The sequence below is a fragment of the Streptosporangium sp. LJ11 genome (assembly GCF_051918945.1).
Taxonomy (GTDB): domain Bacteria; phylum Actinomycetota; class Actinomycetes; order Streptosporangiales; family Streptosporangiaceae; genus Streptosporangium.
Genome location: NZ_JBPXMB010000008.1, coordinates 288442 through 315047, shown reverse-complemented (window position 1 = coordinate 315047; position 26606 = coordinate 288442). Strand labels below are relative to the sequence as shown.

Sequence of the window (26606 nt, the reverse complement as noted above, 5' to 3'; positions counted from 1 at the left end):
GTCGCCGTCTACTTGTCGTCGTCCACTTGTCGTCCTCGTCCAGGTGTCGCCGAGGGCGCCGGGGACATCGCCTCCACCGGGTACACGGTGATCGGCGGCTCGGTGGCGTCCCTGCCGTCACGGCCTCCACGCCCCCTGCCACCCGCGCGGCTCTTACCGCCCCCGCCGCCCTTACCGTCCTTGCCGGTCACGGGCTCCCCGCCTTCCTCGCCGTCCTCGCCGTCCTCGTGTCCCCGGCCCTTTTCCGGAAGGGCATCGGGATGCGCCTCGTCGGAACGGCCTGCCGAGGGCGTGGCCGTGTCCGTGGCCGTGTCCGTGGCCGCTTCCGTGGCCGGCCGGGGCTCGACGGGTCGCCCGCCACCGGACCTCCGCCGGAACACCCTCCGGCGCTCCACGGCGTACACCGCGCCGAGGCCGAGCAGGACGACGGCGAACGCCGCCCCGCCCGCGGCCTGCCACGTGCCGCTCCGGTCCATCGCGGGGTAGCCGGCGGGCACCACCTCGACGAACCCGATGAAGGTGGAGCGGGGGGCGCCGAGCACCTCCTGCCTGCGGACCAGCTCGGTCCTGAGGCGGAACTGGGTCCTGGCCATGACGGCACGGGTGACCTCGGCGGAGTCGCTCTCCACCTCCAGGTACACGAACGGGCCGTTCATGAGGATGCCCAGCATGCTGGGGTTGGTGCGCCCGTCGTTGATCGTGACCTCGACGGGGCCGTCCTTCACGATGCCCAGTTCCGTCGCGACCGCCTCGGTGTTCATGGACAGGATGAGGATGCCGGCCGTGGTCCTGAGGCCGTCGCTGAACTGCAGCAGCGGGTTGGTCCGCCCCGGCTTCTTGGCCGGGTCCGTCGTTCCTCCCGCGGGGGGCGTGGTCAGCACCATGGAGGCGCTCGACACGTAGCGCGGGGGCACCAGGGAGAAGACGACCACGGCGGCGAGGAGCGCCAGGCCGAACAGCGGAAACCCGACCCGCTTCCTTCTGGCGAGGTCGAGGATGGTCTTCCAGAACTCCACTACGTCGTCCCCGCTCCCCCGAGCGCGCCAGACGCCCAGGACACGATGCGTATTGGTCGCAGCACACGAACTCCTTGTCACTACGGACGTCACCGCAGGCGTCACCACGGACGTCACGGCGTCACGGCGTCACGGCGTCACCCGGTGTGGCGGTGGCCGGGTGCCCGCCGCTCACCCGGCCCCGGTCAGGGCCTCCGCCTCGTACTCCAGCGCCAGCTCCTCCGGCATCGGGTCGAGGTCGGAGGAGCGGACGAAGTCGCGCAGGGTGGTGCCGGTGCACTCCGCGTCCACGTTGCGGGCGCCGCGGCGGGTGCGCACGTCGTCGATGTGCACCGTGCGGAAGTCGATGCTGAAGCGGGTCCTGCCCGAGGTGTTGGGCACCGTGGAGTGCAGCTGGGCGCCGGAGAACACCATGACGCCCCCCGGCTCCGGCACCACCCGCACCTGCGGGTCGAGCACGACGGCCTCCTCGGGGCGGGGCTGGTCCCTGGTGTCGCCGCGCACGTGCTGGGCCGCGGTGAGCCGGCTGGTCCTGTTCCACTCCGCGTAGTCGTAGCGGGCGCTGCCGTTGCGCACCGGGCTGCCGAAGTACTGGGGATGGAAGGCCATCACGTTCTCCGGGACCACCTCGTAGACGGGGATCCACCAGTTGAGCTGGTTGAACGGGGCCGAGTACCAGCAGTCGCGATGCGGGTGGAAGGCGTAGGAGATGCCGGAGGTGAGGTAGTCGTGGGAGGTGGAGGTGCGCAGCCGGGGCACGTCGAAGTAGGTGCGGTCCAGGTCGCAGCCCAGTTCCGCGAGCACCGCGGGCAGCAGCTCCTTGCACCGGGGATGATGGATGAACCGGGGCTTGAGCCGGGCGAGCAGGTCGGCGAACTCCTCGACCGGCATGTCGAACTGGGCGGTCTCCGGGTCGCGCTCGCCGAACGCCTCGGCGATCAGTTCCCTGGCGAAGGCGGCCAGCTGGGCGGAGGCGGGCGTCGCCGAGTAGACGAAGACCTGCCCCTGGTAGAGCTGCTCCCTGCGCGTGTCGTCGTCCACCACGCTGTTGGAGAAGACGGTGGTCACGGGGTTCTCCTTTCTGAAATCACTGGTCTTGGGTCGACGGACATCTCTCCCCGCCCACCGGGGACGAGCCCCGAGGCGATGAGCGCGAGCCTGCGGCCCCGGCGGGCCGCGGTGAGCCGCTGGCGGCGCGCGTACATGCCGAGGACGGCCGCGCGGGCACGGCGGCGCTGGTCGGCGGTGAGGTCGGCCTCCCGCAGCCAGCGGAACAGCTCCCCGCACTGCAGAACGCCGGCGCAGCGGGCCCGCCAGGGCGGCACGTCGAGGCGGCGGGCGATCGCCGGCAGGGTGTCGTGCTTCCAGTTGCGGTGGGCGAGGACCTCGGGGACGTGTCCCCACGGCCCGGCCAGCGCGAGCTTCGCCGCGAACACCTCGTCCTCGCGCAGCATGTTGCGCCGCGGGATCCTCGCCAGGGGGTCGCGCCGCAGCGTGCCGTACAGCGGGTCGATGAGCAGGTGGCTCTCGTTGAGCAGCCGCAGCATCTCGGCGAACCGCTCGACCGGGTCGTCCGAGGCCAGCCCGGAGCCGTCGAGGGGGGCGGTGGTGACGGTCCCGTCGGGTTCGGTGTAGGCGACCTGCGTGGTGACCAGGACGAGCCGGTCGTCCTCCGCGAACGCCTGGAGGGACCGGGAGACGCACGCGGGCTCCAGCCGGTCGTCGTCGCCGACCCAGCGGAAGAACGTGCCCGCGACCAGTTCGGTGCTACGGACGAAGTTGTCGAACAGGCCCACGTTCTCCGGGTGCCTGCGGTAGACGATCCGGTGGTCGGTCGCGGCCAGGTCGCGGCAGATCTCCTCGGTGCCGTCCGTGGACGCGTTGTCGGAGATCACCAGCTGGAGGCGCTCGTGATCCTGGCCGAGCACCGAGCGGATCGCGCCCTCGATCCGCCCGGCCCCGTTGCGTACGGGAAGCACGATGGACACCAGCGTGTCGGAGTTCTCCATCCGGTCTCTCCTCTCGCAGATCTCGTAGATCTCTTGAATCTCTTGAATCTCTTGAATCTCGTGGGTCTGACGGGTCTTGCGGGTTCTGTGGACGGTCAGCGGGCGCGGGCCGGGACCACCCGCGCGCCGAGCTGTCTGAGCCGCGCCGCGGGTACGGCGATCAGGAGGTACGCGAGCAGTCCCCCGCCACCGGCCACGCAGAGCTGGACGAGCGCGGAGCCCGCGGTCACCCCGCCCGGCGCGCCACCGACGATCGCCCCGCCCGTCAGGCCGCTCGTCAGGCCGGCGAGCGTCACCGTGACGACCGTCGCGACCGCGGCCCCCAGCAGCGGGCGGACGAGGGCGGGCAGGACGGGTGCCAGGCGCACCCCCGCGCGGCTCAGCACCAGGACCGCCACCGGCAGGGCGACCAGGACACCGGCCAGCGCGTGCCCGATCGCCGCGCCGCGGATGCCGTACCAGTGCGTGCCCGCCCACAGCGCGGGCACCAGCGCCACGGCCCAGCCGAGGTTCATCCACACGGTGGCCCTGGTGGCGCCCGCCGAGGTGAGGATGTCGAAGGCGAGGGAGGTGAGCATCCGCACGACCATCAGGACCGCCAGCAGCGCCAGGACCCCGGCGGCCGGGGCCCACTTCTCGCCGTAGAGGAACGCCACGATCGCCGGGGCCAGCGTGGCGGTCACCACGGCGACCGGCAGGACGAACGCGACCAGCAACGGCACCGAGCGCTGCACCCCCAGCGACAGCGCCTGGGGCCGCTGCTCGGCCAGCCGCGAGAAACTGGGCACGGTGACGTACCGCAGGGCGGTGCCGATCACGCTGGGCACCCAGCTGGAGACGTTGAACGCCAGCAGGTAGAAGCCGAGGGCGACGGGGCCGAGCACGGCGCCGACGATGACGTAGTCGGCGTTCATCAGCACCGCCTCGATGCCGAGCCCCAGGGCCAGCGGCGCCCCGAACCGCAGGAGCCTGACCGCCACCTCCCGGTCGAAGCCGAGGCGGAACGGCAGCCCGGCCCAGGCGAACACCAGCGCGCCGGTGACCGTGTTGGCCGCCACCTGCCCGACGGCGAAGCTGTAGGCGCCCGCGCCGTTCGCGGCGAGCGTGACGGCCACCCCCGCGTTGACCAGCGAACCCGCGATGTTGGCCTTGGTCAGCCTGTCGTGCCCGAACCCGCGCATCAGCGAGCCCGCCCGCACGGCGGTGACGCCGTCGATGAGGATGACCGCGGTGAGCAGCCGGACCACCGGGGTGGCCTCCGCGCTGCCCGCCAGCTCCGCGAAGTACGGGGCCACCACCCAGAAGATCCCGTACATCCCGGTGCTGAACGCCACGGCCATGACCGTCGCCGTCGGCGCCATGTCCTCGACCCTGCCCCGCCACTGCACGGTGGCGGCGATGATGCCGACGTCGTTGACGTGCATGACGAAGGTGGTCGCGGCGAGCGCGATGGCGTAGAGGCCGAAGTCCTCGGGCACGAGCAGCCGGGCGAGCACCAGTCCCATGACGAAGGTGGTCGCCTTCGTCCCCAGGTTGCCCAGAAGACTCCAGCGCAGCCCGCGACCGGCTTTCCTGCCGATCGTCCCGACCTGCTCACCGGCCGTGCCGGTCGCACCGGTCGCACCGGCCGAACCGGTTCCGTCGCCCGTCTCGTGGGGCGGCCCGCTCAACAGGGCTCCTCGACGCGTTCGAGCCAGATCTCCCGCCAGAACGGGACGAACTCGCGCGGGCAGCTGACGTTGTACGCGCCCGCGCAGACGACGCCCTCCAGGACGATGCAGGGGTTCTTCATCCGCAGCATCCGGCCGGTCTTCTCGTCCAGGCACCTCTCGACGCGGGCGCTCACCCGCGCGACGTGGCCGCAGTAGCGCGACATCTCCTCCTCGAACCCCATGCCGCGGTTGAGCAGGCCGTCGTTGAGCGTCTTGAGGATCTCCTCCTTGGACTTGACCCTGACGAGCTCTCCCGGCCGCAGGTCCAGGGTGAGCGTCGGGGTGGTGGGCCCGGCCTCGCCCCTGACGAACCCCCAGCGCAGCCCGCCCCTGACCCACAGCCACCTGGGCAGGACGCGCCTGCTCGCCTGCTGGAAGCGGTTGAACAGCCCGACGAGGAACGAGCGCAGCATCCAGGTCACGCCCACGTTCCCGGTGCGCACGTCGGCGACGTACTGCCCGACGTCCTTGAACGGCAGGCAGGTCGGCGCGGCGCGCAGCAGCTCGGTCGCCTGGCAGGAGAAGCGTTCCTCCCCGTCGGGGCCCGGCTCCTTCCTGGTGGCGGCCTGCAGGATCGGCAGCAGGGGCCTGCCCGCGGCGAGACCGTTCTCCGCGGGGGGAGCGGCGGGAGAGGCCGGGTCCACCCGCTTGAGCCAGGACTCCTTCCAGTAGAACTGGCAGGCCGTCTGGCAGCCGCCGTGCGCCTGCCCGTCGCAGCGGGCCCCGGTCAGGTGGACGGCGCGCTCCATCCGCCGCATGCCGCTGCTGCTGATCGTGTCGCAGAGCTTGTGCGCCACCTTGTGCACCGTGAGCCGCCGCCCGCAGAAGGCCAGCATCTCCGGCATGAAGGGCAGCTCGTCCAGCTCCCCCCTCTCGTCCAGCGTGGCCATGATCTCGGCCTCGCCGAGCACCTCCACCGTCTCGCCGACCCGGAGGTTGAGCGCCCCGCCCGCCCTGGAGCCCGCCCGGGAGCCCGTCACGACCTGGAACCGCGTCACAGCGAACACTCCTTGAGAAGTCCCGAACCGCGAAGGGCCCGTGCCGCCTCCGCCACGGCACCGAAGGGAAGATCGGACCGTTCCGCGATGTCCAGGAGGCTGTGCCTCCCGTCGGAGAGGTTCAGCACCCACAACATCGCCATCTGGGCCTCCCTCGCGTCGCTGCGCCCGCCCAGCGACCCGTACAGGCCCCGCCTGCCCAGCTGCGGTTCCCCGTACGGGCTGAGGTTGAGGTAGGCGCGGTTGTCCTCCAGCACCCGGGTGACCTCCCAGCAGGTCTCCAGGGTGTCGGCCATCGCCTCGGGGGAGACGAAGTCCGGGTCGTCGGCGGAGGTGTGATACTCCGGGTAGCCCGCGTACGGGGTCCTGGTGAGCGAGCCGACGGGCAGGTCGAAGCCGGGCGAGCAGAACTGCCGCTCGTCGTAGCCGTACGGGGAGAAGTCCACGACCGTGTGGGGGCGCCCCGAGCTGCGCAGGACGTGCCGCACCGCCCTGTCGATCTCGGCGTCGCCCCGCCTGCTGCGCTTGTACGTCAACGGGCCGCGGTCTCCCGCGCAGGCCAGCACCAGGCCGTGCCTGATCCGCCCGGCGCGCTCCCGGTTGCGCGCCAGCCAGGTGATCGCGCCGATGGTGCCCGGCGCGAACAGGAAGCGGTAGGTGTACCACGGGTCGGCCCCGGCCAGCCGCCGGGCGAGCCGGACCGCCACCGCGACGCCGGCCAGGTTGTCGTTGGCCAGCGAGGGGTGGCACACGTGGCAGGAGACGAGCACCTCCTCGGCGACCCTGCCGGGCACCACGTGCTCACCGTAGGTCAGGTGCCCGTCGGCGAGCGTCGAGTCGATCATGACCTCGTACGGCCCGTCGGGGAGACCCTCCAGGGTGTCGTGGGCCAGGCAGAAGCCCCACGTCTCCGCGTAGTAGCTCGTGCGGTACGGGACCAGGGCGGGCTGCTCGGGAAGCGTGTGCAGGTGCCCGCGCAGCTCGTCCAGGGTCATGGTGGCCGACACCGGGACGCTGTAGCCGACCACGTGCAGGTTCGACGCGGCGAAGTCGACGACCCTGGCCCCCGAGGCGTCCTTGACGTACGCGTCGCGGATGTTCCACTCCCTGGGGACCGTCCAGTCGAGGACCTGGGTGCCCGTCGGCACCTCGCGGACCTGCAGGCGGAGGGACTCTCCGACGATCTCCAGGGTGCGGCGCACGCCGTCTCCGGTGATGCTCCTGCAGAGCGGGTAGAGCCGCTCCACGAGGTCCCGCATCTCGCGCGCCTCGTCACCGCTCCCCGCCCCCGGCGCCTCGCCGCCGTCTCCCGCTCCCGGTGCCTCACCGCCGTTCACCGTGCCCGGCGCCTCGTCACCGTTTCCCGCTTCCCGCGCCTCGCCGCCGGTGTCACCCGTCACCGCGCACCGCCCCGCGTGGCCGCAGCGCCCCGTCGACGGTTCCGGCCTCGCGACGGGCCGACAGCCACGCCAGCCTGGTGAAGCGGCGCCGGAAGCCGTCCTCGGTCAGGCCGAACCGCCCGTACGCCTCGGCCAGCTCGACCGCGCCCGCCTTCACCGTCCACAGCGCCCGGTAGCCGGGGAGCGCGTCCCGGATCCGGGAGAAGTCGACCCGGTAGGAGCGCGGGTCGGCCCCGGTCTCCCCGGTGATCACGACCCGGGAGCCGGGCACCGCCTCGGCGACCTCGGCGGCGATCTCCGCCACCGTCACGTTGTTCTCCTCGGTGCCGACGTTGAAGGCCCTGGCGTGGACGGCGTCGCGCGGGGCGGCCAGCGCCATGGCGAAGGCGTTCGCGATGTCGGCGGCGTGCACCAGCGGGCGCCACGGGGTGCCGTCGGACAGCACCCTGACCTCGCCGGACAGGAGCGCGTGGCCGACGAGGTTGTTCAGCACGATGTCCGCGCGCAGCCTGGGCGAGAACCCGAACGCGGTGGCGTTGCGCAGGAACACCGGGCTGAAGTCGTCGTCGGCCAGCTTGAGCAGGTCGTTCTCCACCCGGACCTTGGAGTCGGCGTACGGGGTGACCGGGCGCAGCGGCGCGTCCTCGTCGACCAGGTCCGAGCCGGAGGCGCCGTAGACCGAGCAGGTGGAGGCGTACAGGAACCGGCGCACGCCCGCGTCGCGGGCCAGCCGGGCCAGCCGCACCGAGGCGCGGTGGTTGATGTCGTAGGTCAGCTCGGGCGCCAGCGCGCCCAGCGGGTCGTTGGACAGGGCGGCGAGGTGCACCACCGCGTCCACCCCCGCCAGGACCTCGGGCGTGACGTCCCGCAGGTCGACGGCGTGTCCGGGCGGGTCGTCGGGCGCGGGGCCCAGGACGCATCCGGCGAAGAGCCCGGAGTCGAGCCCGGTCACCTCGTGGCCCGCGGCGGCGAGCACCGGGACCATCACACTCCCCAGGTAGCCCTGGTGCCCGGTCAGCAGCACGCGCATCCGGTTCAGCCTCCAGCCAGGTCGAAGATCAGCTTGTTGACGTGGAACGCCTCGGCGTAGCGGGCGTGGCACTCGATCCCGCGGATGCGGGCCAGCCCCAGGAACGCCTCGCGGTCGAACCAGGAGCGGTGACGCTGGGAGGGGTAGTGGCGGTGCAGCAGGCCCGCCTTCGCCTCGGCCACCTCGGGCGTGAGCGGCTGGTAGGCCGAGGGCCGCCCGAGGTCGCCGTCCCACTTGGCGATCTCGTAGCCGAGCACCTGGTGGTCGCGGAAGGCCGTGGGCACCAGCCTGGCCAGGCCCCGGTGGTCCTGGTGGGCGTCGGCGGGGTTCGGCGCGAGCAGCAGGTCGGGGTCGGTGCGCGCCCGCAGCTCCTCCACCGCCTCCTTCGCCTCCTCCCAGCGCGCGGGCAGCCGCCCGTCGGGCAGTTTGAGCACGGTGAGCCGCAGGTCGGCGCCGGGACAGAACGCGGCCAGCGCGGCACGTTCCTCGTCCTCCCGCTCGGTCCCGCCGCCGGAGAGCACCAGGGCGTCCACCTGGACGCCGGGGCGCGCGGAGCAGAGGGTGAGCAGGCTGCCGCCCGCCCCGATGGCGAGGTCGTCGCAGTGCGCGGCGAGCAGCGCGATCCGGCCCGTTCCGGCCGGCCGGAACCGGATCACGTGACCGTCACCGCCGCGTGCCCTCCTCCGAGCACCGCCGCGGGCCCGTACCCGGGCGCCGCCTCGCGCTCCGGGACCGTCACGGATCCGGGTACGGGCACCGGCGCCCGCTCGCGCTCCCACAGCGCCCAGGGGCGGTCGCCGCGCGAGTAGGCCTCGTCGAGGGCCACCCGTTCCTTGACCGTGTCGGTCGGCCGCCAGTAGCCGCGGTGCGGGTAGGCGAGCAGCCTGCCGCGCTTGGCCAGCTCGGCGCAGCCGTCCGCGACCAGGTCGCCGCCCTCCGGGATGTGGTCGAAGATCTCCTGGCGGAGCACGAAGTATCCGCCGTTGACCCAGAGCGGCATCTCGCTGACCGGCGTGATCCCGCCGACCGTGCCGCGCTCCCCCAGCTCGATGCAGTGGAAGGTGTCGGCGGGCGGCACCACCATCATCGACGCGCCCGCGCCCGACCGGGTGAAGCGGTCGACGATCTCCGGCAGCGGCGCGTCGGTGAGCACGTCGGCGTAGTTGGCCAGGAAGATCTCCTCGCCGTCCAGGTGGTCGCGGACCCGGCGCAGCCGCTCGCCGATCGGCGACGCGATCCCGGTCTGCACGAACGAGATCGACCACTCGGAGATGTCGGTGGACAACAGCTCGATCCTGCCCCCGCGCAGGACGAAGTCGTTGGACGTCGTCTCCTGGTAGTTCAGGAAGAAGTCCTTGATGTGGTGCGCGCCGTACCCCAGGCAGAGGACGAACTCGGTGTGCCCGAAGTGCGCGTAGTAGCGCATCACATGCCAGATGAGCGGCCGGGGCCCCACGAGTTGCATGGGCTTGGGCACGTCACCGGGGGTGCCGGTGCGCATCCTGGTGCCGTATCCGCCGCAGAAGAGGACGACCTTCACGGGTTCACCTCGACGATCTCCAGGTCGGGGATGGGGAAGACCAGCCGGCCTCCCCAGGCGTGCACGAAGGACAGCTGGCCGACGAGTTCCTCGCGGAGGTTCCACGGCAGGACCAGCACGTAGTCGGGCCGCTCCTCGGCGAGCCGCTCGGGCGGCAGGATCGGCACGCGCGTGCCCGGGGTGAACCTGCCGTGCTTGTACGGGTTGCGGTCGACGGTGAAGGGGAGCAGGTCGGGCCGGATGCCGCAGTGGTTGAGCAGGGTGTTGCCCTTGCCCGGCGCCCCGTAGCCCGCGACGGTCCTGCCCTCGCGGGCGGCGTCGAGCAGGAAGCCCAGCAGGTCCCGCCGCACCCGCGCCACCCGCTCGCCGAACTCGGCGTACCCGGACAGCTCGTGCAGGCCGGCGGCCTTCTCCGCGGCGAGCAGCGCGGCCACCCGCTCGCCCGGCTCGCCGAGCTCGCCGACGATCTCCAGCGGCCTGGCCCACAGCCGGATCGAGCCCCCGTGCGTGGGCAGCGACTCGACGTCCACGAGGGCGAGCCCGCCGGTGGCCAGGGCGCGCCGGGCGGAGGCGACCGTGTAGTACTGGAAGTGCTCGTGGTAGATCGTGTCGTACTGGTTGTGCTCCATCAGGGTGAGCAGGTGCTGGACCTCGATGGAGACCCAGCCGTCGTCGGCCACCAGGGCGCGCAGCCCCCGGGTGAACCCGATGACGTCCGGGATGTGGGCGTAGACGTTGTTGGCCACCACCAGGTCGGCGGGCCCGTGCTCCGCGCGCACCGAGGCGCCGGTCTCCGGGCCGAGGAACGCGGTGAGGGTCGCCACCCCGGCGTCCCTGGCCGCCCGGCCGACGTTCTCCGACGGCTCGATCCCCAGGCACCGGATGCCCCGCTCGACGACGTGCCGCAGCAGGTACCCGTCGTTGCTGGCCACCTCGACCACGAACGACCCGGCCCCCAGCCCGAGCCGGTCGGCCGCCCCGCGCACGAACTCCCGCGCGTGCTCCACCCACGAGGTGGAGTACGAGGAGAAGTAGGCGTACTCGGTGAAGGTCTCCTCCGGCGTGATCATCGGTGGGATCTGCGCCAGCCAGCAGCCGGTGCAGACCCGCAGGTGCAGCGGGTAGGTGACCTCGGGCTCCTCCAGCTGCCGCTCGGTGAGGAACCGCTCGCAGGGCGGTGTCGCCCCGAGGTCGACGACGCTGGCGAGGCTCGTCGAGCCGCACAGCCTGCAGGTTGTCATGAATGCGCTCCCTCGCCGCGTGACGCGGTCCGACGGTTCTCCGACTGGGTCGTTCTCGTGCCGCTAACCCGCCACGAGCACACGGGACTCCCTCAGCGCCTCTCGCCAGTGCCGCATCGGCGGCAGCCCGGCCGCGCGCCGGCCGTCGTCCCCGAGCACGCTGTACGCGGGCCGGGACGCGGGGCGTGGGAAGTCCTTGGAGGAGACCTCGGTCACCCGGGCGGGATCGGCGCCGAGCAGCGCGAAGACCTCCCTGGCCAGGCCGTACCAGCTCGTGTGGCCCGAGTTGGTGGCGTGGTAGACGCCGGGTGGCGCCCCGCTCCCGGCCAGGCCGACGATCCTGGCGGCCAGGTCCCCGGCCCAGGTGGGCTGGCCGAACTGGTCGCCGACGACGTCGGGGGCCGCCCCCTCCCTCTCCAGGCGGGCCATCGTGCGGACGAAGTTGTGGCCGGTCGCCGCGTACAGCCAGGCGGTGCGCACCACGTAGCCGCCGCGCGGCAGCACCTCCAGCACGGCGCGCTCGCCCGCCAGCTTGGTCCTGCCGTACGCGTTGACCGGGCAGGGCCGCGCGTCCTCGGGGTAGGGGTCCGGCGCGGTGCCGTCGAAGACGTAGTCGCTGGAGGGCTGGATCATCCGCGCGCCGGCGCGCCCGCACGCCTCGGCGAGCGCGCGCACCCCGGTGCCGTTGACCGCGAGCGCCTCGTCCTCCCGCGTCTCCGCCTCGTCGACGGCGTTCCACGCGGCGCAGTTCACCACGACGTCGGGGCCGTGGGAGGTGACCAGGCGGCGCACGGCGGACGTGTCGCGAAGGTCCAGCTCCTGCCTGCCGAACGCGAGGACGGGCCGCCCCTCGGCGCGCAGGCGGGCCGTCAGTTCGGTCCCGAGCATGCCGGAGGCACCGATGATCATCCAGCGGGTCATCCGTTCTTCCCTCCCCGCCGCCCGCCCGCCGCACCGGCCGGGCCCCCCGCGTTCACCGCGCCCGCCGGACCGGACGGGCCGGCCGCACCGGGCGGGCCGTCATCCGTCTCCTCCACGGCGGCCTCCCACCAGCCGGGGTTGTCCTCGTACCAGCGGACCGTCTCCGCCAGGCCCTGCTCGAACGACACGGACGGCCGGTAGCCGAGCGCGCGGAGCCGGGAGTCGTCCAGGGAGTAACGGCGGTCGTGCCCCTTGCGGTCGGGGACGCGCTCGACCATGTCCCACCCGGCGCCGCAGGCCTCGAGGAGCCGGGCGGTGAGCTCGAGGTTGCTCAGCTCCGCCGTACCGCCGATGTGGTAGACCTCCCCGCACTCGCCGCGCTCGGCGACGAGGCGGATGCCCGCGCAGTGGTCGTCGACGTGGACCCAGTCGCGGACGTTGCCGCCGTCGCCGTAGAGCGGGACCCTGCGACCTCGCAGAAGGTGGGTGACGAAGCGCGGGATCAGCTTCTCCGGATGCTGGCGAGGACCGTAGTTGTTGCCGCAGCGCGTGATGGAGACCGGCAGTCCGTGGGTGACCGCGTACGCCTGGGCGACCATGTCGCCGCTCGCCTTGGCCGCGGAGTAGGGCGAGCGCGGGCTGAGCGGCGAGCTCTCGTCCCAGGAACCACTCTCGATCGACCCGTACACCTCGTCGGTCGAGACCTGCACCACCCGCGGGGTGCCCGCGTCCAGGCAGGCCTGCATCAGTGCCTGCGTGCCGAGGACGTTGGTCCGTACGAAGTCGGCGGCACCGTCGATCGACCGGTCGACGTGGGACTCGGCGGCGAAGTTGACGACGAGGTCGTGCCCGGGGACCAGGCCGGCCAGGAGCTCGCCGTCGCAGACGTCGCCGTACACGAAGTCGTGGGGTGTCCCCTCCAGGTTGGCCGGGTTTCCCGCGTAGGTGAGCTTGTCGAGGACCGTCACGGCGGTCCCGCTCGCGGCGAGCACACGGGCGAAGTGGGAGCCGATGAACCCGGCACCCCCGGTGACCAGGACCTTCGATGGGGTGGGGGTCGTCCCCCGGTCGGCTGCTGTCATGAGCTGATCTGGACCTTGCTGTGATCGCCCAGCACGAGACGGTGGGCTCTGGGGGTGGTGGGGGCGGGGGTGACCTCGACGTCGTGGCCGATGAGGGACGCCTCGATCCGCGAGACTCCGGCGATCGATGATCTGGGCAGGACGATCGAGTACTCGATCTCGCTGCCGCTGATCGCGCAGCCTGCCGCGATCGAGGTGAAGGGGCCGATGTAGCTGTCCCGGATCCGGGCGCCGGAGCCGATGATCGCGGGCCCGACGACGCGGGACCGCTCGATCGTGGCGCCCTTCTCGACGACCACCCGGCCGATCAGCTGGCTGGCGTCGTCGACCAGGCCGTCCACCCGGGGCTCCAGGGACTCCAGCACCAGCCGGTTGACCTCCAGCATGTCGGTGACGTTGCCGGTGTCCTTCCAGTAGCCGGAGATGACGGAGGACTCGACCCGCCGCCCGTCGGCGATCAGCCAGTGGACGGCGTCGGTGATCTCCAGCTCTCCGCGCCACGAGGGCTTGAGCTCGGCCACCGCCTCGTGGATCGCGGCGGTGAACAGGTAGACACCGACCAGGGCGAGGTCGCTCTTGGGGACGGGCGGCTTCTCCTCCAGCCCGATCACCCGGCCGGCGGCGTCGAGTTCGGCGACTCCGAACTGCCGGGGGTCCCCGACCCTGGTGAGCATGATGTGGGCGGCGGGCCGCTCGCGGGTGAAGCGTTCGACGACGTCGTCGATGCCGCCGACGATGAAGTTGTCGCCGAGATACATGACGAAGTCGTCGTCGCCGAGGTAGTCGCGGGCGACGAGCACCGCGTGGGCCAGGCCCAGCGGCGCCCGCTGGCGGATGTAGGTGACCTCCAGGCCGAACGCGCGGCCGTCGCCGACGGCCGCCTCGATCTCGGCGTGCGTGTCGCCCACGACGATCCCGATCTCTCGGACGCCCGCGGCGGCGATGTCCTCCAGCCCGTAGAAGAGGATGGGCTTGTTGGCGACGGGTACGAGTTGCTTGGCGGAGGTGTGGGTGATCGGCCGCAGCCGGGTGCCCAGCCCTCCGGCGAGCACGAGTGCTTTCACTAGTAGGCCCCTTCTCCGCCGGTCACGGCGCTCCAGGTCTTCCAGAGGATCTGCAGGTCCAGGAAGAGCGACCAGTTCTCGACGTATCGGAGATCCAGGCGGACCGACTCCTCCCAGGTCAGGTCCGAGCGCCCGCTGACCTGCCACAGGCCGGTCATGCCGGGTTTCACGACCAGGCGGCGGCGCACGTCCGCGCCGTACTGCCTGACCTCGTCGGGGAGGGGCGGTCGCGGGCCGACGAGGGACATCTCTCCGCGCAGCACGTTGAGCAGCTGGGGCAGCTCGTCGACGGAGTATCGGCGCAGGAAGGCGCCCACTCGGGTGATTCTTGGATCGTTCCTAATCTTGAACAGGACGCCGTCGAACTCGTTCTCCCGCTCCAGGTCGATCTTGAGGTGCTCCGCGCCGACCACCATCGTGCGAAATTTCACGACGTGGAACTCCACTCCCCCCTTACCTACCCTGACCTGGCGGAAGAGGGCGGGTCCCGGGCTCGTCGCGCGGATCAGCGCGGCGATCACCAGCATCGGCGCGCCCAGTGCCAGGAGGGCCAGGCCCGCCCCCGTCCGGTCGAACAGGCTCTTGGCCAGCCGCCGGGCGCCGCGGAAGTCGGGGTGCTCGACGTGCAGGAGCGGCATGCCGGCGACCGGGCTGATGCTGATGCGCGGGCCGGCCACGTCCATGAGGGCGGGCGCCACGAACAGGTCGGTGCGGGCGTCCTCCAGGCCCCAGGCGAGCCTGCGCAGCGCCGCGCCGTCCAGTTCCGGGCAGGCCAGAACGGCGACGGCGTCGGCGTTGACCTCGGCCACCACCGCGGGGACGTCGGAGAAGCCGCCGAGGACCGGAACCCCGTCGACCTCCACCAGGTCGGGGCCCGCGGGCAGGCACGCGGCGACGACGGTCATGCCGTGGTGCGGCTGCCTGCGCAGCTGCATCACCAGGTCGAGCACCGACTCCCGGTGGCCGACGGCGACCATGTGGCGCATGTAGTCGCCGCGCGAGCGCCTGCGGTGCAGCCGCTTGCGCATCCGGTAACGGAAGAAGAGGGTGAGGGCGAAAGCGAGCGGGAACATCGCCATGACAAAGCTGCGGGCGATCGGAGTTTGCGTGATGTACGCACCGATCGCGACCGCCGCCGTCAGGCCGGCGGCGCCATTGAAAACCGCTCTGAATTCATCCGTTCCCTCACCGTGCGTGCGCTTGCGATAGGCACCACCCGACGCCAGGGCCAGCGGCCAGATCAGGGCGAGGCCCAGCCCGAGCAGGGCCTCCGTCGTGGGGATGAAAGCGCCGAACCACAGCCGGATCCCCAGAACGGTCTCGCAGGCGACCACGGAACACGCGACGTCTCCGGCAAGCAGAATACGGACATAAGAGCGCGTCCAAATGCTTGGAGCAGTGCGTGCAGGACCTTTGAGAAGCCCGAGGACGAGCTCCTCGGTTTCCACTCTCATACCACCCCGTCCCACCCAAGATGCCCGAACGCGACCGGCTAAGGGGCCGCGCGTCTCATTCAATGGTTGACAGAATTCCCTTATGCATCAGGAGCGTGGATACCCAGGGAAATCCTAGTGATCACCAATGAGTAGGGGAATACCGGTTACTGTCCACTATTGGCCGAAGTACGGCAGAGACGGCATCTTGACGGAACGATCCAAACGTGTAAGTTTGACCGCTGCATTTGGAAATAATTAGAAATTAGTCGTATTCGAAATCCGGCAGGGCCGACGGCGGTTCGGGGCTGCGCCACACGACGACGTAATCGTCGCGCGCGGACTCCACCGCCGCACCGAGCCGGTCGAGATCGAAATCCGGGAGATACCGGAGACGGGCGAGGAAGGTCGCGTCGGTCGCCGAGTGGGGCACCACGCACCCCTGGCCCTGCCGATCGAGAAGGATGTACAGGATGTCCGAGTCCGTGTCGCCCACTACCCGCACCTCGACGACGTCCTCCCACGCGAGGGCGTCAACGCTGCCGTCCGCGTAGTGACGGGTCACGCCTTCTTCGGTGACATATACGTAGGAGTCCGGCACTGAGTTGCCGTGCATGGGCGCGATTGTGACGACTTCAGGGCTCCGCGTGCAATAGAGCCATGCAAGTCGGTGCCTAATGATCGCCCCAGCTGTGATCGAGGTGCGCGGCGACCGCCTCCCTGGCGGCCTCCCCGGGACCCCGGCCGATCGCGTCGAGCAGGTCCCGGTGCTCGGCGACCAGCACGTGCCGGTCGGAGTAGACCGCGCGCAGCCTGACCAGGCCGAGCCTGGTCTCGGCGGCCAGCATGCCGTAGAGCCGCTCCAGGCGGGGGCTGCCCACCGCGACGACCAGCGCCTGGTGCAGGGCCATGTGCTCGGCCACCATCTCCGACCAGGGGGCGTCGGCGGGCAGCGCGGCCATCCGCGCCAGCGCCGCGTCGGCCTCCCCGACCCGCCGCCCCGCCAGCGAGGTGGCCGTCAGTTCCTCCAGCGGGCGCCGGACGAACATCAGGTCGTCCAGGTCGGCCACGCTCACCTCGGCCACCTGGGCGCTGCGGTGGCGCTCGCGCCTGAGCAGGCCCTCGTGCACGAGCACGGCGAGCGCCTCGCGGACGGTCGGGCGGGCCACCCCGTACAGGGCCGAGAGCTCCTGCTCCGGCAGCGTGGTGCCCGGCGGGATCTCGCCGGACAACACCCGCCGGCGCAGGGCGTCGGCGAGCGCGCCGACGGCGGAGACGGGATGAAGCGGGAGGGTCACGCCGACGACCCTATTGCCCTCCGGTCCCGGCCTCCCCGATGGACGCGCTCGGGCAGGGAGACCGCGACCAGGCTGGCACCGAGCAGGACGAGCCCGGCGACCGAGGCGGGCGCGAGCCGCTCGCCGAGCACGACGACGCCGAGCAGGGCCGCCACCGCGGGCTCGGCCAGGGCGAGGGTGGCGGCGGTCGCGACCGGGGTCGTGCGCAGCCCCCTGCCGTACAGGAAGTAGGCCAGCGCGGTGGTGGCACAGCCCAGGTAGAGGGCGGTGAGCAGGCCGCGCGGCTCGGCCAGCCAGCCGGTGCCCGTCCACAGCAGGACGGGCGCCATGACGACGGCGGCCCCGCCGAACATCAGCCCCATCACCGCGTCGGAGGGCGCTCCCGCGCCGATCGCCCGCGCCGCGGTGACCGCGTAGAACGCGTACAGCAGGCCGCCGAGCAGCGCGAGCAGGACACCGTCGGCCCGCACCTCGCCTCCCCCGCCGGTGAGCACGGCACAGCCGGCGATCGCCACCGCGGTCGCCCCCGCCCAGCGGCGGCCGGGCCACGCGCGGTCGAGCAGCCAGGACAGCAGCCCGGTGAAGACGGGACCGCTGCCGATGGCGACCACGGTGCCGACGGCCACCCCGGTCCTGCCGACCGCGGCGAAGTAGCACAGCTGGTACGCGGCCACGGCCATCGCCGCCGCCGCGAGCGGGCCCAGACGCGTCCCGAGACCGCGCCCCCGTTCCCGTTCCCGCCCTCCGGGAGAGCCCGCGAGAGAGCCCTCGGGGGAGCCTGCGGAAGAGCTCCCGGGGGAGCCCGTGAGGGAGCCTCCGGGCAGGAGCAGGAGCCGCGCCGCGGGAGCGGTGACGGCCGCGAGGACCAGTCCGCCGATCACCAGGCGGGCGGAGGCCAGGGATACGGGATCGACCCCGCTGACGAGCAGGCCCGCGGTTCCCGCGGTCCCCCAGAGCACGGCGGCTCCGATCACAGCGATTTTCATGGGTCGATTGTAGGCGGATTGTATGACAACTAGACAATTAGGTAAGGAGTGTCCGGCCAGGGGAGAGCGACGAAGACACGCCCGGCACCCCGTTTTCACGGGTTGGCGCGCGGGTAGTTCGGCGAGGTGAGATGTCCGAGTGGCAGCGCGAACCAGCAGTTCAGGGGGCACGGCCGATGGTGATCCAGGATGTCGCCCGCGAGAACGACCGCACGGGCGCCCGCGGCGTGCCCACCGGCGGCGGCCGGAGGCGAGGATGACCACGGTCTCCAGGGGAACGTTCCGCGAGGAGGCGGCCCGCGAGGTCGAGTCCATGATCGGGTCCGCCACGCCGCACCGGCTGGACGGTGTGAAGATCACCACTTCGGCCGAGGCGATGGACGCGATCGCCGAGGCCCTCGACCTGCCCGACCGTTTCGGGCACAACCTCGACGCGCTCTACGACGTGCTGACCGACCTGTCGTGGTTGCCGCCGGGCGAGCACCTGCTGATCTGGTCGGAGCCGTCGGCGCTCCGGGCCGGGGACCGGCCGGCCTACGACGCGATCCGGACCGTTCTCGCCGAGGCGGTCGCCGACGGCGCGACCGGAGGGTCCTTTTTGTCCGTCCTGATCCTGACCGACTGAGCCGTCGCCACGCAGTGGGCGCAGAAGACGCCGTTCCTGCCCTCGGGGCAGCTGCAGTGCCAGTGGAGGGTCCCGTCGACGAGCCGGAACTCGACACACGCGGCGCCGTCGTCGACCTCGGCGGTCACCCGCGGCGGGCCGAACCGGACCAGCTGCACCGCCCCCGCCCTCGCCAGTTCGCCACCGCGAACCAGCGCCGCCTGGTCGGCGCGCTCAGCCTCGGTTCCGATCAGGTCCGCGATCTTCTGCATCGTCGACCCCCCTTCTCTCTAAGAGACGCACGCGAGGAGCCGACGGTTCCGAACGGACAGATCGCGATAAATAGTCTCAATGTGTATCACGTGCACGTCTGGTCCCACGTGACCCACATTGCTATGTTTGGCCATTGTTAACCACGCATCTCAAGGTGTGCGAGGTATTATGGCCAGCCGAAAATACTCAATCAGGGTAAAGATTTTTACCTTACTCCTGGTACCTATTATATCCCTTGTAGTGATTTGGGTATTTGCGGCCAACATCACGGTCCAAGATGGGCAGGAGCTACTCAAGATCCGTGGCGGTTACGAGCAGGTGGTCGTGCCCGCCAGAAAGGTGACCACGGCGCTCCAGCACGAGCGGATGCTGTCGCTGTCCGTCCTGGGAGACGTCGGCGTCTCACGGAGGGAGCTGGACGCCCAGCGCCTGCGGACGAACGGCGCCAGAGCCGAGCTGGAACGGCTGGCCACCGAGGCCCGCCCCGACATCGCCCCCGCCACCTGGGGACGCCTGAGCCGGCTCCTCGCCTCGCTGGACCGGCTCACCGAGATCCGCAGCGGGGTCGACACCCGTACCGAGACCCGGCTGCGGACCCTCGACGCCTACAGCGGGATCATCGCGGCCGCCTTCGACGCCTACGAGAAGATCCGGATATCCGCCGACGTCGAGCTGAGCGATCAGACGCGAGCCGTCGTCATGGTCGGGCGGAGCCGCGAGATGCTCAGCCAGCAGGCCGCGCTGATATCCGGAGCCGTCGTCGAGGGGGCGATGAGCCCCGCGGAGCGCGCGAGGTTCGGCCAGCTGGTCACCGGCCGCAGGCTCCTGTACTCCCTGGGCTTCGACCAGCTCGACACCGAGTTCCAGTCCCTTTACACCCCCCTGCGCGACTCCTCCGGCTACTCCTCGTTCGAGAGGATCGAGGACGCCGTCTCCGCCTCGGCCGTGCCCGAGCCCTCCTGGGCCGGGATCGCCACGCGGCTCTCCGACGACTTCGACAGACGCGCCGGGGACGTCAGCAGGCGCATCAGCGAGCGGTCCATGTCCCTCGCCGGCGACATCATGGTCCGGATCGGCCTGGCCGCGGGGCTCGGCCTGGTCGCGATCGGGCTGTCCGTCTTCGTCTCGGTACGGTTCGGCCGCAGGCTCGCCGGCGAGCTGGTCGGCCTCCAGCAGGCGGCCCTCGACCTCGCGGGCAGGCGGCTGCCGGACGTGGTCCGGCGGCTCCGCCGGGGCGAGGACGTCTGCTCGGAGGCCCCCGAGATCAAGGTCGGCAGCACCGTCGAGGTCGCCGGGGTCGCCGAGGCGTTCTCCTCCGTGCAGCGGACCGCGGTCGAGGCGGCCGTCGGCCAGGCCCGGATGCGCAAGGGCGTCAACAAGGTCTTCGTGAACCTGGCCAGGCGCAGCCAGTCCCTGCTGTACCGGCAACTGGCCATGCTGGAGGCCATGCAGAGGCGGGCCAGCGACCCGGCGACCCTTGAGGACCTCTTCGGCCTGGACCACCTGACCACCCGGATGCGCCGGCACTCCGAGGGCCTGATCATCCTGTCCGGCGCCGCTCCCGGCCGGGGGTGGCGGAACCCGGTCACGATCTACGACGTGGTCCGCGCCGCGGTCGAGGAGGTCGAGGACTACCCGCGCGTGACGATCGGCGTCCCGCACGGCCCGTCCGTGATCGGCGCGGTCGCCACCGACGTGATCCACCTGGTCGCCGAACTGGTCGAGAACGCCGCCATGTTCTCTCCCCCCCACACCTCCGTACGCGTCCACGGCGACCTGGTCGCCAAGGGCTACGCCATCGAGGTCGAGGACAGGGGGCTCGGCATCCCCGCCGAGGAGACGGCGCGGCTCAACGCGCTGCTGGCCGACCCGCCGGAGTTCGACCTGGCCGACAGCGACCGGCTCGGCCTGTTCGTCGTCGCGCAGCTCGCCGCCCGGCACGGCATCCGCGTCTCCCTGCGGCCCTCCCCCTTCGGCGGCACCACGGCGATCGTGATGCTCCCGGGCGAACTGGTGGTCGAACCGGTCGATCCCCGGTTCACCTACTCGGTCGAGGTCGAACGGTTGCCCCCGGACGGCGACCTGCCCAAGCGGGTGCGCCAGACCGTACCCGCCGAGCGGACCGCCGCCGGAGTCCCGGGCGCGGGGACCCGGGAGACCCGCGAGGGCGCCGTCCCGAGCGGCGCGTCCAGGACGCCCCGCGACGGACGGCGGCGCGCCGGGCAGGAGGGTGGACCGTGACAGCGGAGCGTTCGCCCGACCGGTCCGACCGGTTCGATCAGGAGGCCGGCCCGATCGTCCGCCCCTACACGGTGACCCGCGGCCGGACCAGGCCCACGGGAGACCATTTCGACCTGATGGCCGTGGTGGTGGCGGTCAGGGCCCCCCGCCGGGAGCTGCAGCCCGAGCACCTGTCGATCCTGGACGCCTGCCGCGCGCCGATCCCGGTCGTCGAGCTGGCCGCGCGGACCGGCCTGGCGGTCGGGGTGCTCCGGGTGCTCCTCGGCGACCTGCGCGGCAGCGGCCTGATCACCGTACGGCCCCCCGCGCCCCCGTCGGCGGTTCCCCGCGAGAGCCTGCTCCGCGACCTGCTCGCCGGGCTCAGAACCCTCTGATCCCCTACCGCTCAGTCGGTGGCCAGGCGGGCGTGCCGCTCCACGTCGTAGCGGACGCCCTGGTGGCTCAGCTTGGCCCGCTCGATTCCCTCGGACAGGAATCCGGCCCTGGTGGCCACCGCGCAGGAGGCCTCGTTGCCGACCCGATGCCCCAGCTCCAGGCGGAACAGCCCTCGTTCCCCGAACGCCCACCCGGCCATCATCCTGACGGCGGCCACGGCCACGCCCCGTCCCCTGGCGCGCGGGAGCGTCCAGTAGGAGACCCAGCCGGTGCCGTGCGCGTCGATGTTGCTCACCGCGACGTTGCCCACGACCTCGCCGTTGGACACCACGGCGAACGCCCGCGCGTCGTCGCGGAACCCCCAGACCCCCATCCACTCCAGCGCCGCCTGGGCGGTGTCGATGGGCCGGGCCGCCTGCTCCGCCATGTCCGGGGAGCTGAACGCGTCGAGCACGACCGACGTGTCGTCGGGCCGCCATCCGCGCAACTCCACTTCCGTCATCCGTGCAGGGTAACGCCCGGCGACCGGCCCGTGAAGTGCGCCGACGCCGGACCGCTCACCTTCCCCGGCCGGAGAACGGACCGGACAGCGCCGCCCACTGCAGCAGCATGATGGTCTTCGCGTCGGCGATCTCCCCCGAGGCGATCATGCCCAGGGCCTTCGCGAAGGGCAGTTCCACCACCTCGATGTCCTCACCGTCGTCGGCCAGCCCCCCGCCGTCGGAGGTCCGCCGGTCCGCGCTGTACGGGGCGGCGAAGAAGTGGACGCGCTCGGTCACCGAGCCGGGGCTCATGTAGACGTCGAAGACGTGCTCCACCTCCCCGATGTCGTAGCCGGTCTCCTCCGCGGCCTCCCTGCGGATCGCGGTCTCCGGGTCGTCGTCGTCGAGCAGACCCGCCGCCGTCTCCAGCAGGAGCCCGTCGGGGTGGCCGTTCACGTAGACCGGGTAGCGGAACTGCCTGGTCAGCAGCACGGTCGCCCGCTCGGCGTCGTAGAGGAGCACCGTCGCGCCGTTGCCGCGGTCGTAGGTCTCCCGCTGCTCGGTGCTCCAGCCGCCGTCCCTGCGCCGGTAGTCGAACGTCGTTTTGCGCAGCACGTACCAGCTGGACGAGAGCAGCCGCACCTCCCGCACCCGGACCCGGGGGTTGCCGGTCAGATCCAGCCCCTCCCTGTCCAGTCCCGTACGACCCCGCCCATCCGGGACATCCACCCCAGGCACCCCACCCGACACCGGCTCCCCACCCTTCTCTCGACACCGCGCCGGTACGGCCCGCGCGGCCGGGCCGCCGCCCCGGAGGGCGGCGGTCACCCGAGGGACAAGTCTGCACCAGTGGGTGAGAAGGACCGCGAACCGTCACGCGTACGGAAGGTGGAGCGGGAGGTGCGACGGACGCGACGGCGGACGGAGAGGAAAGGCCTCGCCTCACCCCGGGTCGGCGGGAGGCGACGCGTCCGGGGCGGACGGAGACACCGCCGGAGGCTTCGCGTCCGGAACGGAGGCGGCCACGGCCCGCAGCGACGCGGGGACATCGGGGTCGAGGGAGAACGCGCCCGCGAGGCCGGTGATCGTCAGGATCCGTTCCAGGACCCCGTGGACACCGGCCAGTCGCAGGCAGCCCCCCGCCGCGCCCGCGCGCCGCTGGAGTTCCAGCATGGTCCACAGGCCGGTGGAATCGCAGAATCTCAGGCGGGCGACATCGAGGACGAGGTGAAGCGCCCCGTCGTCCAGCTGCGTGACCATGACGTCACGCAGCCGAGGGCTGGACAGCCTGTCCAACTCACCGGCGAGCGCGATCACCGAGACGCCTTCGTGCCTGCGGACCGAGAGATCAAGCCGCGTCGTCATCCTCCACAATCCTTACGCCGGTTGCACCGAGGCTATTTTAAAGATCTTGGTGAGAAGGCGCTCTCCGACCAACCGCAACACGCCCGTAAGCGAATCGCGCCCTGGACATGGGAACCGCCCTGGATCCGGCTCGCGGCTCCCCGATGGGAAGGCTCTCACGTCGGGAAATCGTCCACATCGGATCGGAAGTCACAGATAGATCTAGAACCTGCGGGGCACTCAGCAGCTATGAGCGACGATTCGGAGAGCCGCGACTTCACCGTGAAGGGGTTCGGAGACGAACTTTCGGGACGGCCCAAGACAATGGGAGAGATAGCCGTGAATCTGGCGGTCAGCGAATCACTCGCCAATCACGGCCACCACGCGCTGGTCAACGCCCACGAGGCGGCGGCGAGCAGCCACCAGCTCATGGCCGAGGCGGGTGTGGGCGATGTGGACGAGCATCTGGATCTGGCGCGATGGCACCGCTGGTGCGCCATCGTCGAGGATCAGCTGGCCGACGAGGCGGACCAGCGAACCCCCGCCAGACGGAACAAGCACGACTGAACCCGGCGAGCACATCGGGAAACGGGGACGGGGCGTACCCCCGCACCCCGTATCGGCGGGAGGCGCGGTCACGGTGAGGGTGACCGCGCCTTCCGCCCGCGTGGGAACAGTCGCGGGGAACGTCCGGGAGACGTTCGCGGGAACGTCCGGGAGACGCTCGCGGGAAGGACCGGGGAGAGGCTCGCGGGAAGGCACGGTGGGGCGAAGTGCCGGGTGGGCCACCGGCACCGGGGCCGGGGCCGCGAAGATCGGCCGTCCTGGCTACGCGGCGTTCCGGTTCACGTCCCGCAGCCACCCGCCGTGGGAGGAGCAGACGCCCTGGAGCCCGCCCGACATGCTCACCTTGCCGTCGAAGCACATGACCAGGTGGCCCCTCCCGTTGGGGAAGTTCTCGATGCAGGTGAAAACCTGGCAGGCGCCGTCCGCGGGCGGGTACACCCTGCTCCCCGCGGGACAGAACGTGAATCCGTAGGCGTTGGAAGGCGCGTCGCAGAGCGGGCCGGTCGGGATCACGGAGGGTGACGGCGAAAGGGACGGCGGGGGAGGCGACGGGGGAACCCGCGTAAGTGTCGGCGTGGGCGTGGGCGTGGCGGTGACTGTGGCGGTCGCGGTGACGGTCGCCGTCGCGGTGGCCGTCACGGTCGCGGTGGTGGTCACGGTGGTGGTCACGGTCTCGGTCACCGTGATCGTGGTGGTCACGGCCGGGGTGGTGGGCCGCACGGTGACGGTCACCCGGGGTGCGGGGGTCGTCCGCGCCGGCACTGTCGTCACGGAAACGGAGGAGCTGCCGCTCTTCTTGTAGATGCCGGTACCGAGATACGTTTCGTGCCAGGCCGTCCGCCCGGCACTCACCGACAGGCCGGTGATCACCGTCCGGCACTTCTTCTTCACGCAGACACGTTGTTTCACGGAGAACCGCTTGGCGGTCCCGTATCCGTTCGTCACCTGCACCCTGAGGTAGGACTTGCCGCCGGCCCTCGTCACGGAGGTCCTGACCACCTGCTTGGCCGGCGTCGCGGGAGCGGCGTTCACCCCGCCGTTCACCAACGTGGAAGCGCCGCTCGCCCCCTTGCCCGCCTCCAGGAAGCCTCTGATCGCCTCCCTGCCCGCACTCGCGGTGGGACCTGTGGCGGAGCTCACGGCCGAGGCGGAGAAGGTGTCCCGGACGTCGATGGCCCCCAGCCAGCCGATGACGGCGATCAGGGTGCCAACGGCCGCCACGGACAATATAAAAACTCTCATACCACCACAAATGTCCCGTATGTCAGAATTACTGCAGATAAATAATTTATCAGCACTTATATCACTTCCCTCCGTTGATTTCAGGCGAACGAGATCGTCCCGACGGCACGCCTTTCATCGTGGGAAGGCGCCGGCCGGACACCCGCGAACGGCGCCCGGCGTACGGTCACCTTCGCGGGTGTGACCTGCCGGACGCCACGACGGGCCTCGCGTCAAGGAAGCAACAACCCCCAGTAGAGGGCCCACGGAACGAACATCGCCCCACCGGCGAGCAGGAGGCCGAGCCGTACCCCCTCCTCCCGCGGCACCGAGGCTCGGGCGCGACGCCAGGCCAGCCCGGTGAGGACCGCCGCGACCACGCAGACCACCGCGCAGGCCTGCAGCACCAGCCAGAGCACCGGGCGCCCCGCCAGCACGGGCCCGGGAGCGGCCAGCTTGCCGCCGGTCATCACCAGGTAGAACAGGTAGAGGAACGATCCGAGGACCGCCGCGAGCCCCGAGGCGCCGAGCAGCCGCGCGGCCCCGGTCACCGGAGGTCGCGACCGGCCGCGAAGGCGCCGCACCAGCGCGATCACCGGGTAGGCGGTGAAGGCGACCAGGATCAGCAGCAGGACCGCGAGCTGGACCGGCGCCGACTCCCACGGGGCGGGAGGATCCACCGGCACGGTCCGCGAGGCCTGCACGGGAGCGGGCCCGGACGTTCCCGCCGCCGGCGGCCTGCCCGCCGTGACGTCGCCGACCCAGGAGCCGACGAGGTCCGCGTAGCCGGGGGCGAGTTCGGGCGACCGGGTGACGCCGCCGTCGGGACTCTGGTGGGCGGCATGGTCCGCACCGGGGAGGAAGCGGAACGTGTAGTGCTCGTTGCCCCCCTTCTCCAGCGCCCTGGCGAAGATCGGCGGGCTCTCCTCGGGCGGGGTCAGCAGGTCGTGGGTGCCCCAGATGCCGAGCACCGGCTGGCGTACCGCGGCGATCGTCGGCTCGGGGTCGTAGTACGGCTCGGGGAACATGCCGCCGTCGGCGATCGTCCGGTACAGGTTGAACTCGGCCCGGTCGATCAGCGATCCCGAGACCCCCGCCTTGCGCAGCCCGGCCGCCACGGCCCAGGTCTGCTGCCGCAGCGGCGGCAGCCCGTTGGCGCCCACGAGCACGACGAAGGCGATGTCGCCCGACCGCGCCGCCGCGATGGGGACCACCCAGCCGCCCTCGCTGAGTCCCCACATGCCGACCTTCGCCGGGTCGACGCCCGGCTGGGAGCGGAGCACGGCCAGGGCGGCGAGCGCGTCGTCGGCGAGCAACGAGTAGGACCGTTCGAAGAGCGAGTAGCCCTCCGACCGCTTGTCGTAGATCAGCACGGACATTCCCTGACGGGCGAACGCGACGGCCTCGCCCATCAGCTTCTCGCGGGGCGTGCCGGTGCCCGCGCCGTGCACCAGGACCATGCCGGGACGCGCGGATCCCGCGCCGGTGGGCGAGACGACCGTGCCGCGCATGGGGAGGTTCCCGCCACCGCGGAAACCCACTTCCGTCGCCGCGAGGTCGGGCGGGACGACGGGGGGTGCGGCGCTCGTCGGGGCCGGGGTGGCGAAAGCCGCGGCCGCGGTGACGAGGGCCGGGGCGGTGGCGGGAGCCGCGGGTGTGGCGGCGGCGGCCGCCGGAACCGCGAGCAGGCAGAGGGCGGTGGTGGCGACCACGGCCCGGAGTCCCAAGGAGACCGGGGGGATTCTTCTCATGTACCGAACCTACTCTGC

At 71.6% G+C, this 26606-nt stretch carries 27 protein-coding genes; 4 read left to right on the top strand and 23 right to left on the bottom strand.

The window, feature by feature from the left end; translation table 11 throughout:
• Positions 1-8: 8 nt before the first annotated feature.
• The 17 genes from ACTOQ3_RS14975 to ACTOQ3_RS14895 form a co-directional block, all read right to left on the bottom strand.
• Positions 9-1016 carry a hypothetical protein gene (locus tag ACTOQ3_RS14975; RefSeq protein ID WP_440083973.1) on the bottom strand — a complete coding sequence of 336 codons (1008 nt, stop codon included), beginning with the start codon at positions 1014-1016 and terminating at the stop codon, positions 9-11.
• Positions 1017-1187: 171 nt separating this feature from the next.
• Positions 1188-2084, bottom strand: a complete 897-nt coding sequence (locus ACTOQ3_RS14970; protein ID WP_440083972.1) for a hypothetical protein — start codon at positions 2082-2084, stop codon at positions 1188-1190.
• Positions 2081-3025: a glycosyltransferase family 2 protein gene (locus tag ACTOQ3_RS14965; protein WP_440083971.1), complete on the bottom strand. Its 945-nt coding sequence runs from the start codon at positions 3023-3025 to the stop codon at positions 2081-2083. Before ACTOQ3_RS14965 ends, ACTOQ3_RS14970 begins: the two co-directional genes overlap by 4 nt.
• A gap of 95 nt (positions 3026-3120) precedes the next feature.
• On the bottom strand, positions 3121-4695 hold the full coding sequence (locus ACTOQ3_RS14960; RefSeq protein ID WP_440083970.1) for a lipopolysaccharide biosynthesis protein: 1575 nt from the start codon (positions 4693-4695) through the stop codon (positions 3121-3123).
• Complete coding sequence (locus ACTOQ3_RS14955) at positions 4692-5735, bottom strand: hypothetical protein (protein ID WP_440083969.1); 1044 nt, start codon at positions 5733-5735, stop codon at positions 4692-4694. Before ACTOQ3_RS14955 ends, ACTOQ3_RS14960 begins: the two co-directional genes overlap by 4 nt.
• Positions 5732-7135: a DUF4910 domain-containing protein gene (locus tag ACTOQ3_RS14950; RefSeq protein ID WP_440083968.1), complete on the bottom strand. Its 1404-nt coding sequence runs from the start codon at positions 7133-7135 to the stop codon at positions 5732-5734. The genes ACTOQ3_RS14955 and ACTOQ3_RS14950 overlap by 4 nt, the downstream gene beginning before the upstream one ends.
• Positions 7125-8165 (bottom strand): NAD-dependent epimerase/dehydratase family protein, encoded by a 1041-nt coding sequence (locus ACTOQ3_RS14945; RefSeq protein WP_440083967.1) that lies wholly within the window; start codon positions 8163-8165, stop codon positions 7125-7127. Before ACTOQ3_RS14945 ends, ACTOQ3_RS14950 begins: the two co-directional genes overlap by 11 nt.
• 5 nt (positions 8166-8170) lie before the next feature.
• A complete protein-coding gene (locus tag ACTOQ3_RS14940) occupies positions 8171-8821 on the bottom strand; it encodes a PIG-L deacetylase family protein (RefSeq protein ID WP_440083966.1) in 651 nt (216 codons plus the stop codon).
• Positions 8818-9705 (bottom strand): sugar phosphate nucleotidyltransferase, encoded by an 888-nt coding sequence (locus tag ACTOQ3_RS14935; protein ID WP_440083965.1) that lies wholly within the window; start codon positions 9703-9705, stop codon positions 8818-8820. Before ACTOQ3_RS14935 ends, ACTOQ3_RS14940 begins: the two co-directional genes overlap by 4 nt.
• Positions 9702-10946, bottom strand: a complete 1245-nt coding sequence (locus tag ACTOQ3_RS14930; protein ID WP_440083964.1) for a class I SAM-dependent methyltransferase — start codon at positions 10944-10946, stop codon at positions 9702-9704. The genes ACTOQ3_RS14935 and ACTOQ3_RS14930 overlap by 4 nt, the downstream gene beginning before the upstream one ends.
• Positions 10947-11009: 63 nt before the next feature.
• Positions 11010-11867, bottom strand: a complete 858-nt coding sequence (rfbD, locus tag ACTOQ3_RS14925) for a dTDP-4-dehydrorhamnose reductase (RefSeq protein ID WP_440083963.1) — start codon at positions 11865-11867, stop codon at positions 11010-11012.
• Positions 11864-12949, bottom strand: a complete 1086-nt coding sequence (gene rfbB, locus ACTOQ3_RS14920; RefSeq protein ID WP_440083962.1) for a dTDP-glucose 4,6-dehydratase — start codon at positions 12947-12949, stop codon at positions 11864-11866. Before rfbB ends, rfbD begins: the two co-directional genes overlap by 4 nt.
• Entirely contained in the window at positions 12946-14013 is a 1068-nt protein-coding gene (locus tag ACTOQ3_RS14915; RefSeq protein WP_440083961.1) for a glucose-1-phosphate thymidylyltransferase, read from the bottom strand. Before ACTOQ3_RS14915 ends, rfbB begins: the two co-directional genes overlap by 4 nt.
• Positions 14013-15467, bottom strand: a complete 1455-nt coding sequence (locus ACTOQ3_RS14910) for a sugar transferase (RefSeq protein WP_440083960.1) — start codon at positions 15465-15467, stop codon at positions 14013-14015. The genes ACTOQ3_RS14915 and ACTOQ3_RS14910 overlap by 1 nt, the downstream gene beginning before the upstream one ends.
• A gap of 244 nt (positions 15468-15711) precedes the next feature.
• A complete protein-coding gene (locus ACTOQ3_RS14905; RefSeq protein WP_440083959.1) occupies positions 15712-16062 on the bottom strand; it encodes a hypothetical protein in 351 nt (116 codons plus the stop codon).
• A gap of 58 nt (positions 16063-16120) precedes the next feature.
• Complete coding sequence (locus ACTOQ3_RS14900; protein WP_440083958.1) at positions 16121-16744, bottom strand: GntR family transcriptional regulator; 624 nt, start codon at positions 16742-16744, stop codon at positions 16121-16123.
• Positions 16741-17730, bottom strand: coding sequence for a DMT family transporter (locus tag ACTOQ3_RS14895; protein WP_440083957.1), 990 nt, complete (start codon positions 17728-17730; stop codon positions 16741-16743). Before ACTOQ3_RS14895 ends, ACTOQ3_RS14900 begins: the two co-directional genes overlap by 4 nt.
• A gap of 256 nt (positions 17731-17986) precedes the next feature.
• On the opposite strand from ACTOQ3_RS14895, the gene ACTOQ3_RS14890 reads away from it, so the two are divergent.
• On the top strand, positions 17987-18355 hold the full coding sequence (locus ACTOQ3_RS14890) for a barstar family protein (protein WP_440083956.1): 369 nt from the start codon (positions 17987-17989) through the stop codon (positions 18353-18355).
• Here the strand turns inward: ACTOQ3_RS14890 and ACTOQ3_RS14885 are convergent.
• A complete protein-coding gene (locus ACTOQ3_RS14885) occupies positions 18265-18606 on the bottom strand; it encodes an SWIM zinc finger family protein (RefSeq protein WP_440083955.1) in 342 nt (113 codons plus the stop codon). The two genes, ACTOQ3_RS14890 and ACTOQ3_RS14885, sit on opposite strands and share 91 nt — an antisense overlap.
• A 241-nt stretch (positions 18607-18847) precedes the next feature.
• Here ACTOQ3_RS14885 and ACTOQ3_RS14880 point away from each other — a divergent pair, with 241 nt between their 5' ends.
• Together ACTOQ3_RS14880 and ACTOQ3_RS14875 are read left to right on the top strand one after the other, a co-directional pair.
• On the top strand, positions 18848-20848 hold the full coding sequence (locus ACTOQ3_RS14880; RefSeq protein WP_440083954.1) for a sensor histidine kinase: 2001 nt from the start codon (positions 18848-18850) through the stop codon (positions 20846-20848).
• Positions 20845-21222, top strand: a complete 378-nt coding sequence (locus ACTOQ3_RS14875) for a DUF742 domain-containing protein (RefSeq protein WP_440083953.1) — start codon at positions 20845-20847, stop codon at positions 21220-21222. Before ACTOQ3_RS14880 ends, ACTOQ3_RS14875 begins: the two co-directional genes overlap by 4 nt.
• An 11-nt stretch (positions 21223-21233) precedes the next feature.
• Here the strand turns inward: ACTOQ3_RS14875 and ACTOQ3_RS14870 are convergent, their stop codons facing one another.
• The 3 genes from ACTOQ3_RS14870 to ACTOQ3_RS14860 all read right to left on the bottom strand — a co-directional run bounded on the left by ACTOQ3_RS14870 (position 21234) and on the right by ACTOQ3_RS14860 (position 23070).
• Positions 21234-21725 carry a GNAT family N-acetyltransferase gene (locus ACTOQ3_RS14870; RefSeq protein WP_440083952.1) on the bottom strand — a complete coding sequence of 164 codons (492 nt, stop codon included), beginning with the start codon at positions 21723-21725 and terminating at the stop codon, positions 21234-21236.
• A 55-nt stretch (positions 21726-21780) separates the two neighbouring features.
• Entirely contained in the window at positions 21781-22434 is a 654-nt protein-coding gene (locus tag ACTOQ3_RS14865) for an NUDIX domain-containing protein (protein WP_440083951.1), read from the bottom strand.
• 213 nt (positions 22435-22647) lie between these two features.
• On the bottom strand, positions 22648-23070 hold the full coding sequence (locus tag ACTOQ3_RS14860) for an STAS domain-containing protein (protein WP_440083950.1): 423 nt from the start codon (positions 23068-23070) through the stop codon (positions 22648-22650).
• 228 nt (positions 23071-23298) lie between these two features.
• Here ACTOQ3_RS14860 and ACTOQ3_RS14855 point away from each other — a divergent pair, with 228 nt between their 5' ends.
• Entirely contained in the window at positions 23299-23616 is a 318-nt protein-coding gene (locus tag ACTOQ3_RS14855) for a hypothetical protein (RefSeq protein WP_362690354.1), read from the top strand.
• A 261-nt stretch (positions 23617-23877) separates the two neighbouring features.
• Here the strand turns inward: ACTOQ3_RS14855 and ACTOQ3_RS14850 are convergent, their stop codons facing one another.
• Complete coding sequence (locus ACTOQ3_RS14850) at positions 23878-24837, bottom strand: hypothetical protein (protein ID WP_440083949.1); 960 nt, start codon at positions 24835-24837, stop codon at positions 23878-23880.
• Positions 24838-25070: 233 nt separating this feature from the next.
• On the bottom strand, positions 25071-26588 hold the full coding sequence (locus tag ACTOQ3_RS14845; protein WP_440083948.1) for an alpha/beta hydrolase family protein: 1518 nt from the start codon (positions 26586-26588) through the stop codon (positions 25071-25073).
• Positions 26589-26606 lie beyond the last annotated feature (18 nt).

Coding starts and splice junctions, on each gene's coding strand:
- ACTOQ3_RS14855 (WP_362690354.1), top strand. CDS start 23,299: ATGAGCGACGATTCGGAGAGCCGCGACTTCACCGTGAAGGGGTTCGGA.
- ACTOQ3_RS14910 (WP_440083960.1), bottom strand. CDS start 15,467: ATGAGAGTGGAAACCGAGGAGCTCGTCCTCGGGCTTCTCAAAGGTCCT.
- ACTOQ3_RS14905 (WP_440083959.1), bottom strand. CDS start 16,062: ATGCACGGCAACTCAGTGCCGGACTCCTACGTATATGTCACCGAAGAA.
- ACTOQ3_RS14895 (WP_440083957.1), bottom strand. CDS start 17,730: ATGAAAATCGCTGTGATCGGAGCCGCCGTGCTCTGGGGGACCGCGGGA.
- ACTOQ3_RS14965 (WP_440083971.1), bottom strand. CDS start 3,025: ATGGAGAACTCCGACACGCTGGTGTCCATCGTGCTTCCCGTACGCAAC.
- ACTOQ3_RS14860 (WP_440083950.1), bottom strand. CDS start 23,070: ATGACGACGCGGCTTGATCTCTCGGTCCGCAGGCACGAAGGCGTCTCG.
- ACTOQ3_RS14945 (WP_440083967.1), bottom strand. CDS start 8,165: ATGCGCGTGCTGCTGACCGGGCACCAGGGCTACCTGGGGAGTGTGATG.
- rfbD (WP_440083963.1), bottom strand. CDS start 11,867: ATGACCCGCTGGATGATCATCGGTGCCTCCGGCATGCTCGGGACCGAA.
- ACTOQ3_RS14845 (WP_440083948.1), bottom strand. CDS start 26,588: ATGAGAAGAATCCCCCCGGTCTCCTTGGGACTCCGGGCCGTGGTCGCC.
- ACTOQ3_RS14930 (WP_440083964.1), bottom strand. CDS start 10,946: ATGACAACCTGCAGGCTGTGCGGCTCGACGAGCCTCGCCAGCGTCGTC.
- rfbB (WP_440083962.1), bottom strand. CDS start 12,949: ATGACAGCAGCCGACCGGGGGACGACCCCCACCCCATCGAAGGTCCTG.
- ACTOQ3_RS14890 (WP_440083956.1), top strand. CDS start 17,987: ATGACCACGGTCTCCAGGGGAACGTTCCGCGAGGAGGCGGCCCGCGAG.
- ACTOQ3_RS14870 (WP_440083952.1), bottom strand. CDS start 21,725: ATGACGGAAGTGGAGTTGCGCGGATGGCGGCCCGACGACACGTCGGTC.
- ACTOQ3_RS14885 (WP_440083955.1), bottom strand. CDS start 18,606: ATGCAGAAGATCGCGGACCTGATCGGAACCGAGGCTGAGCGCGCCGAC.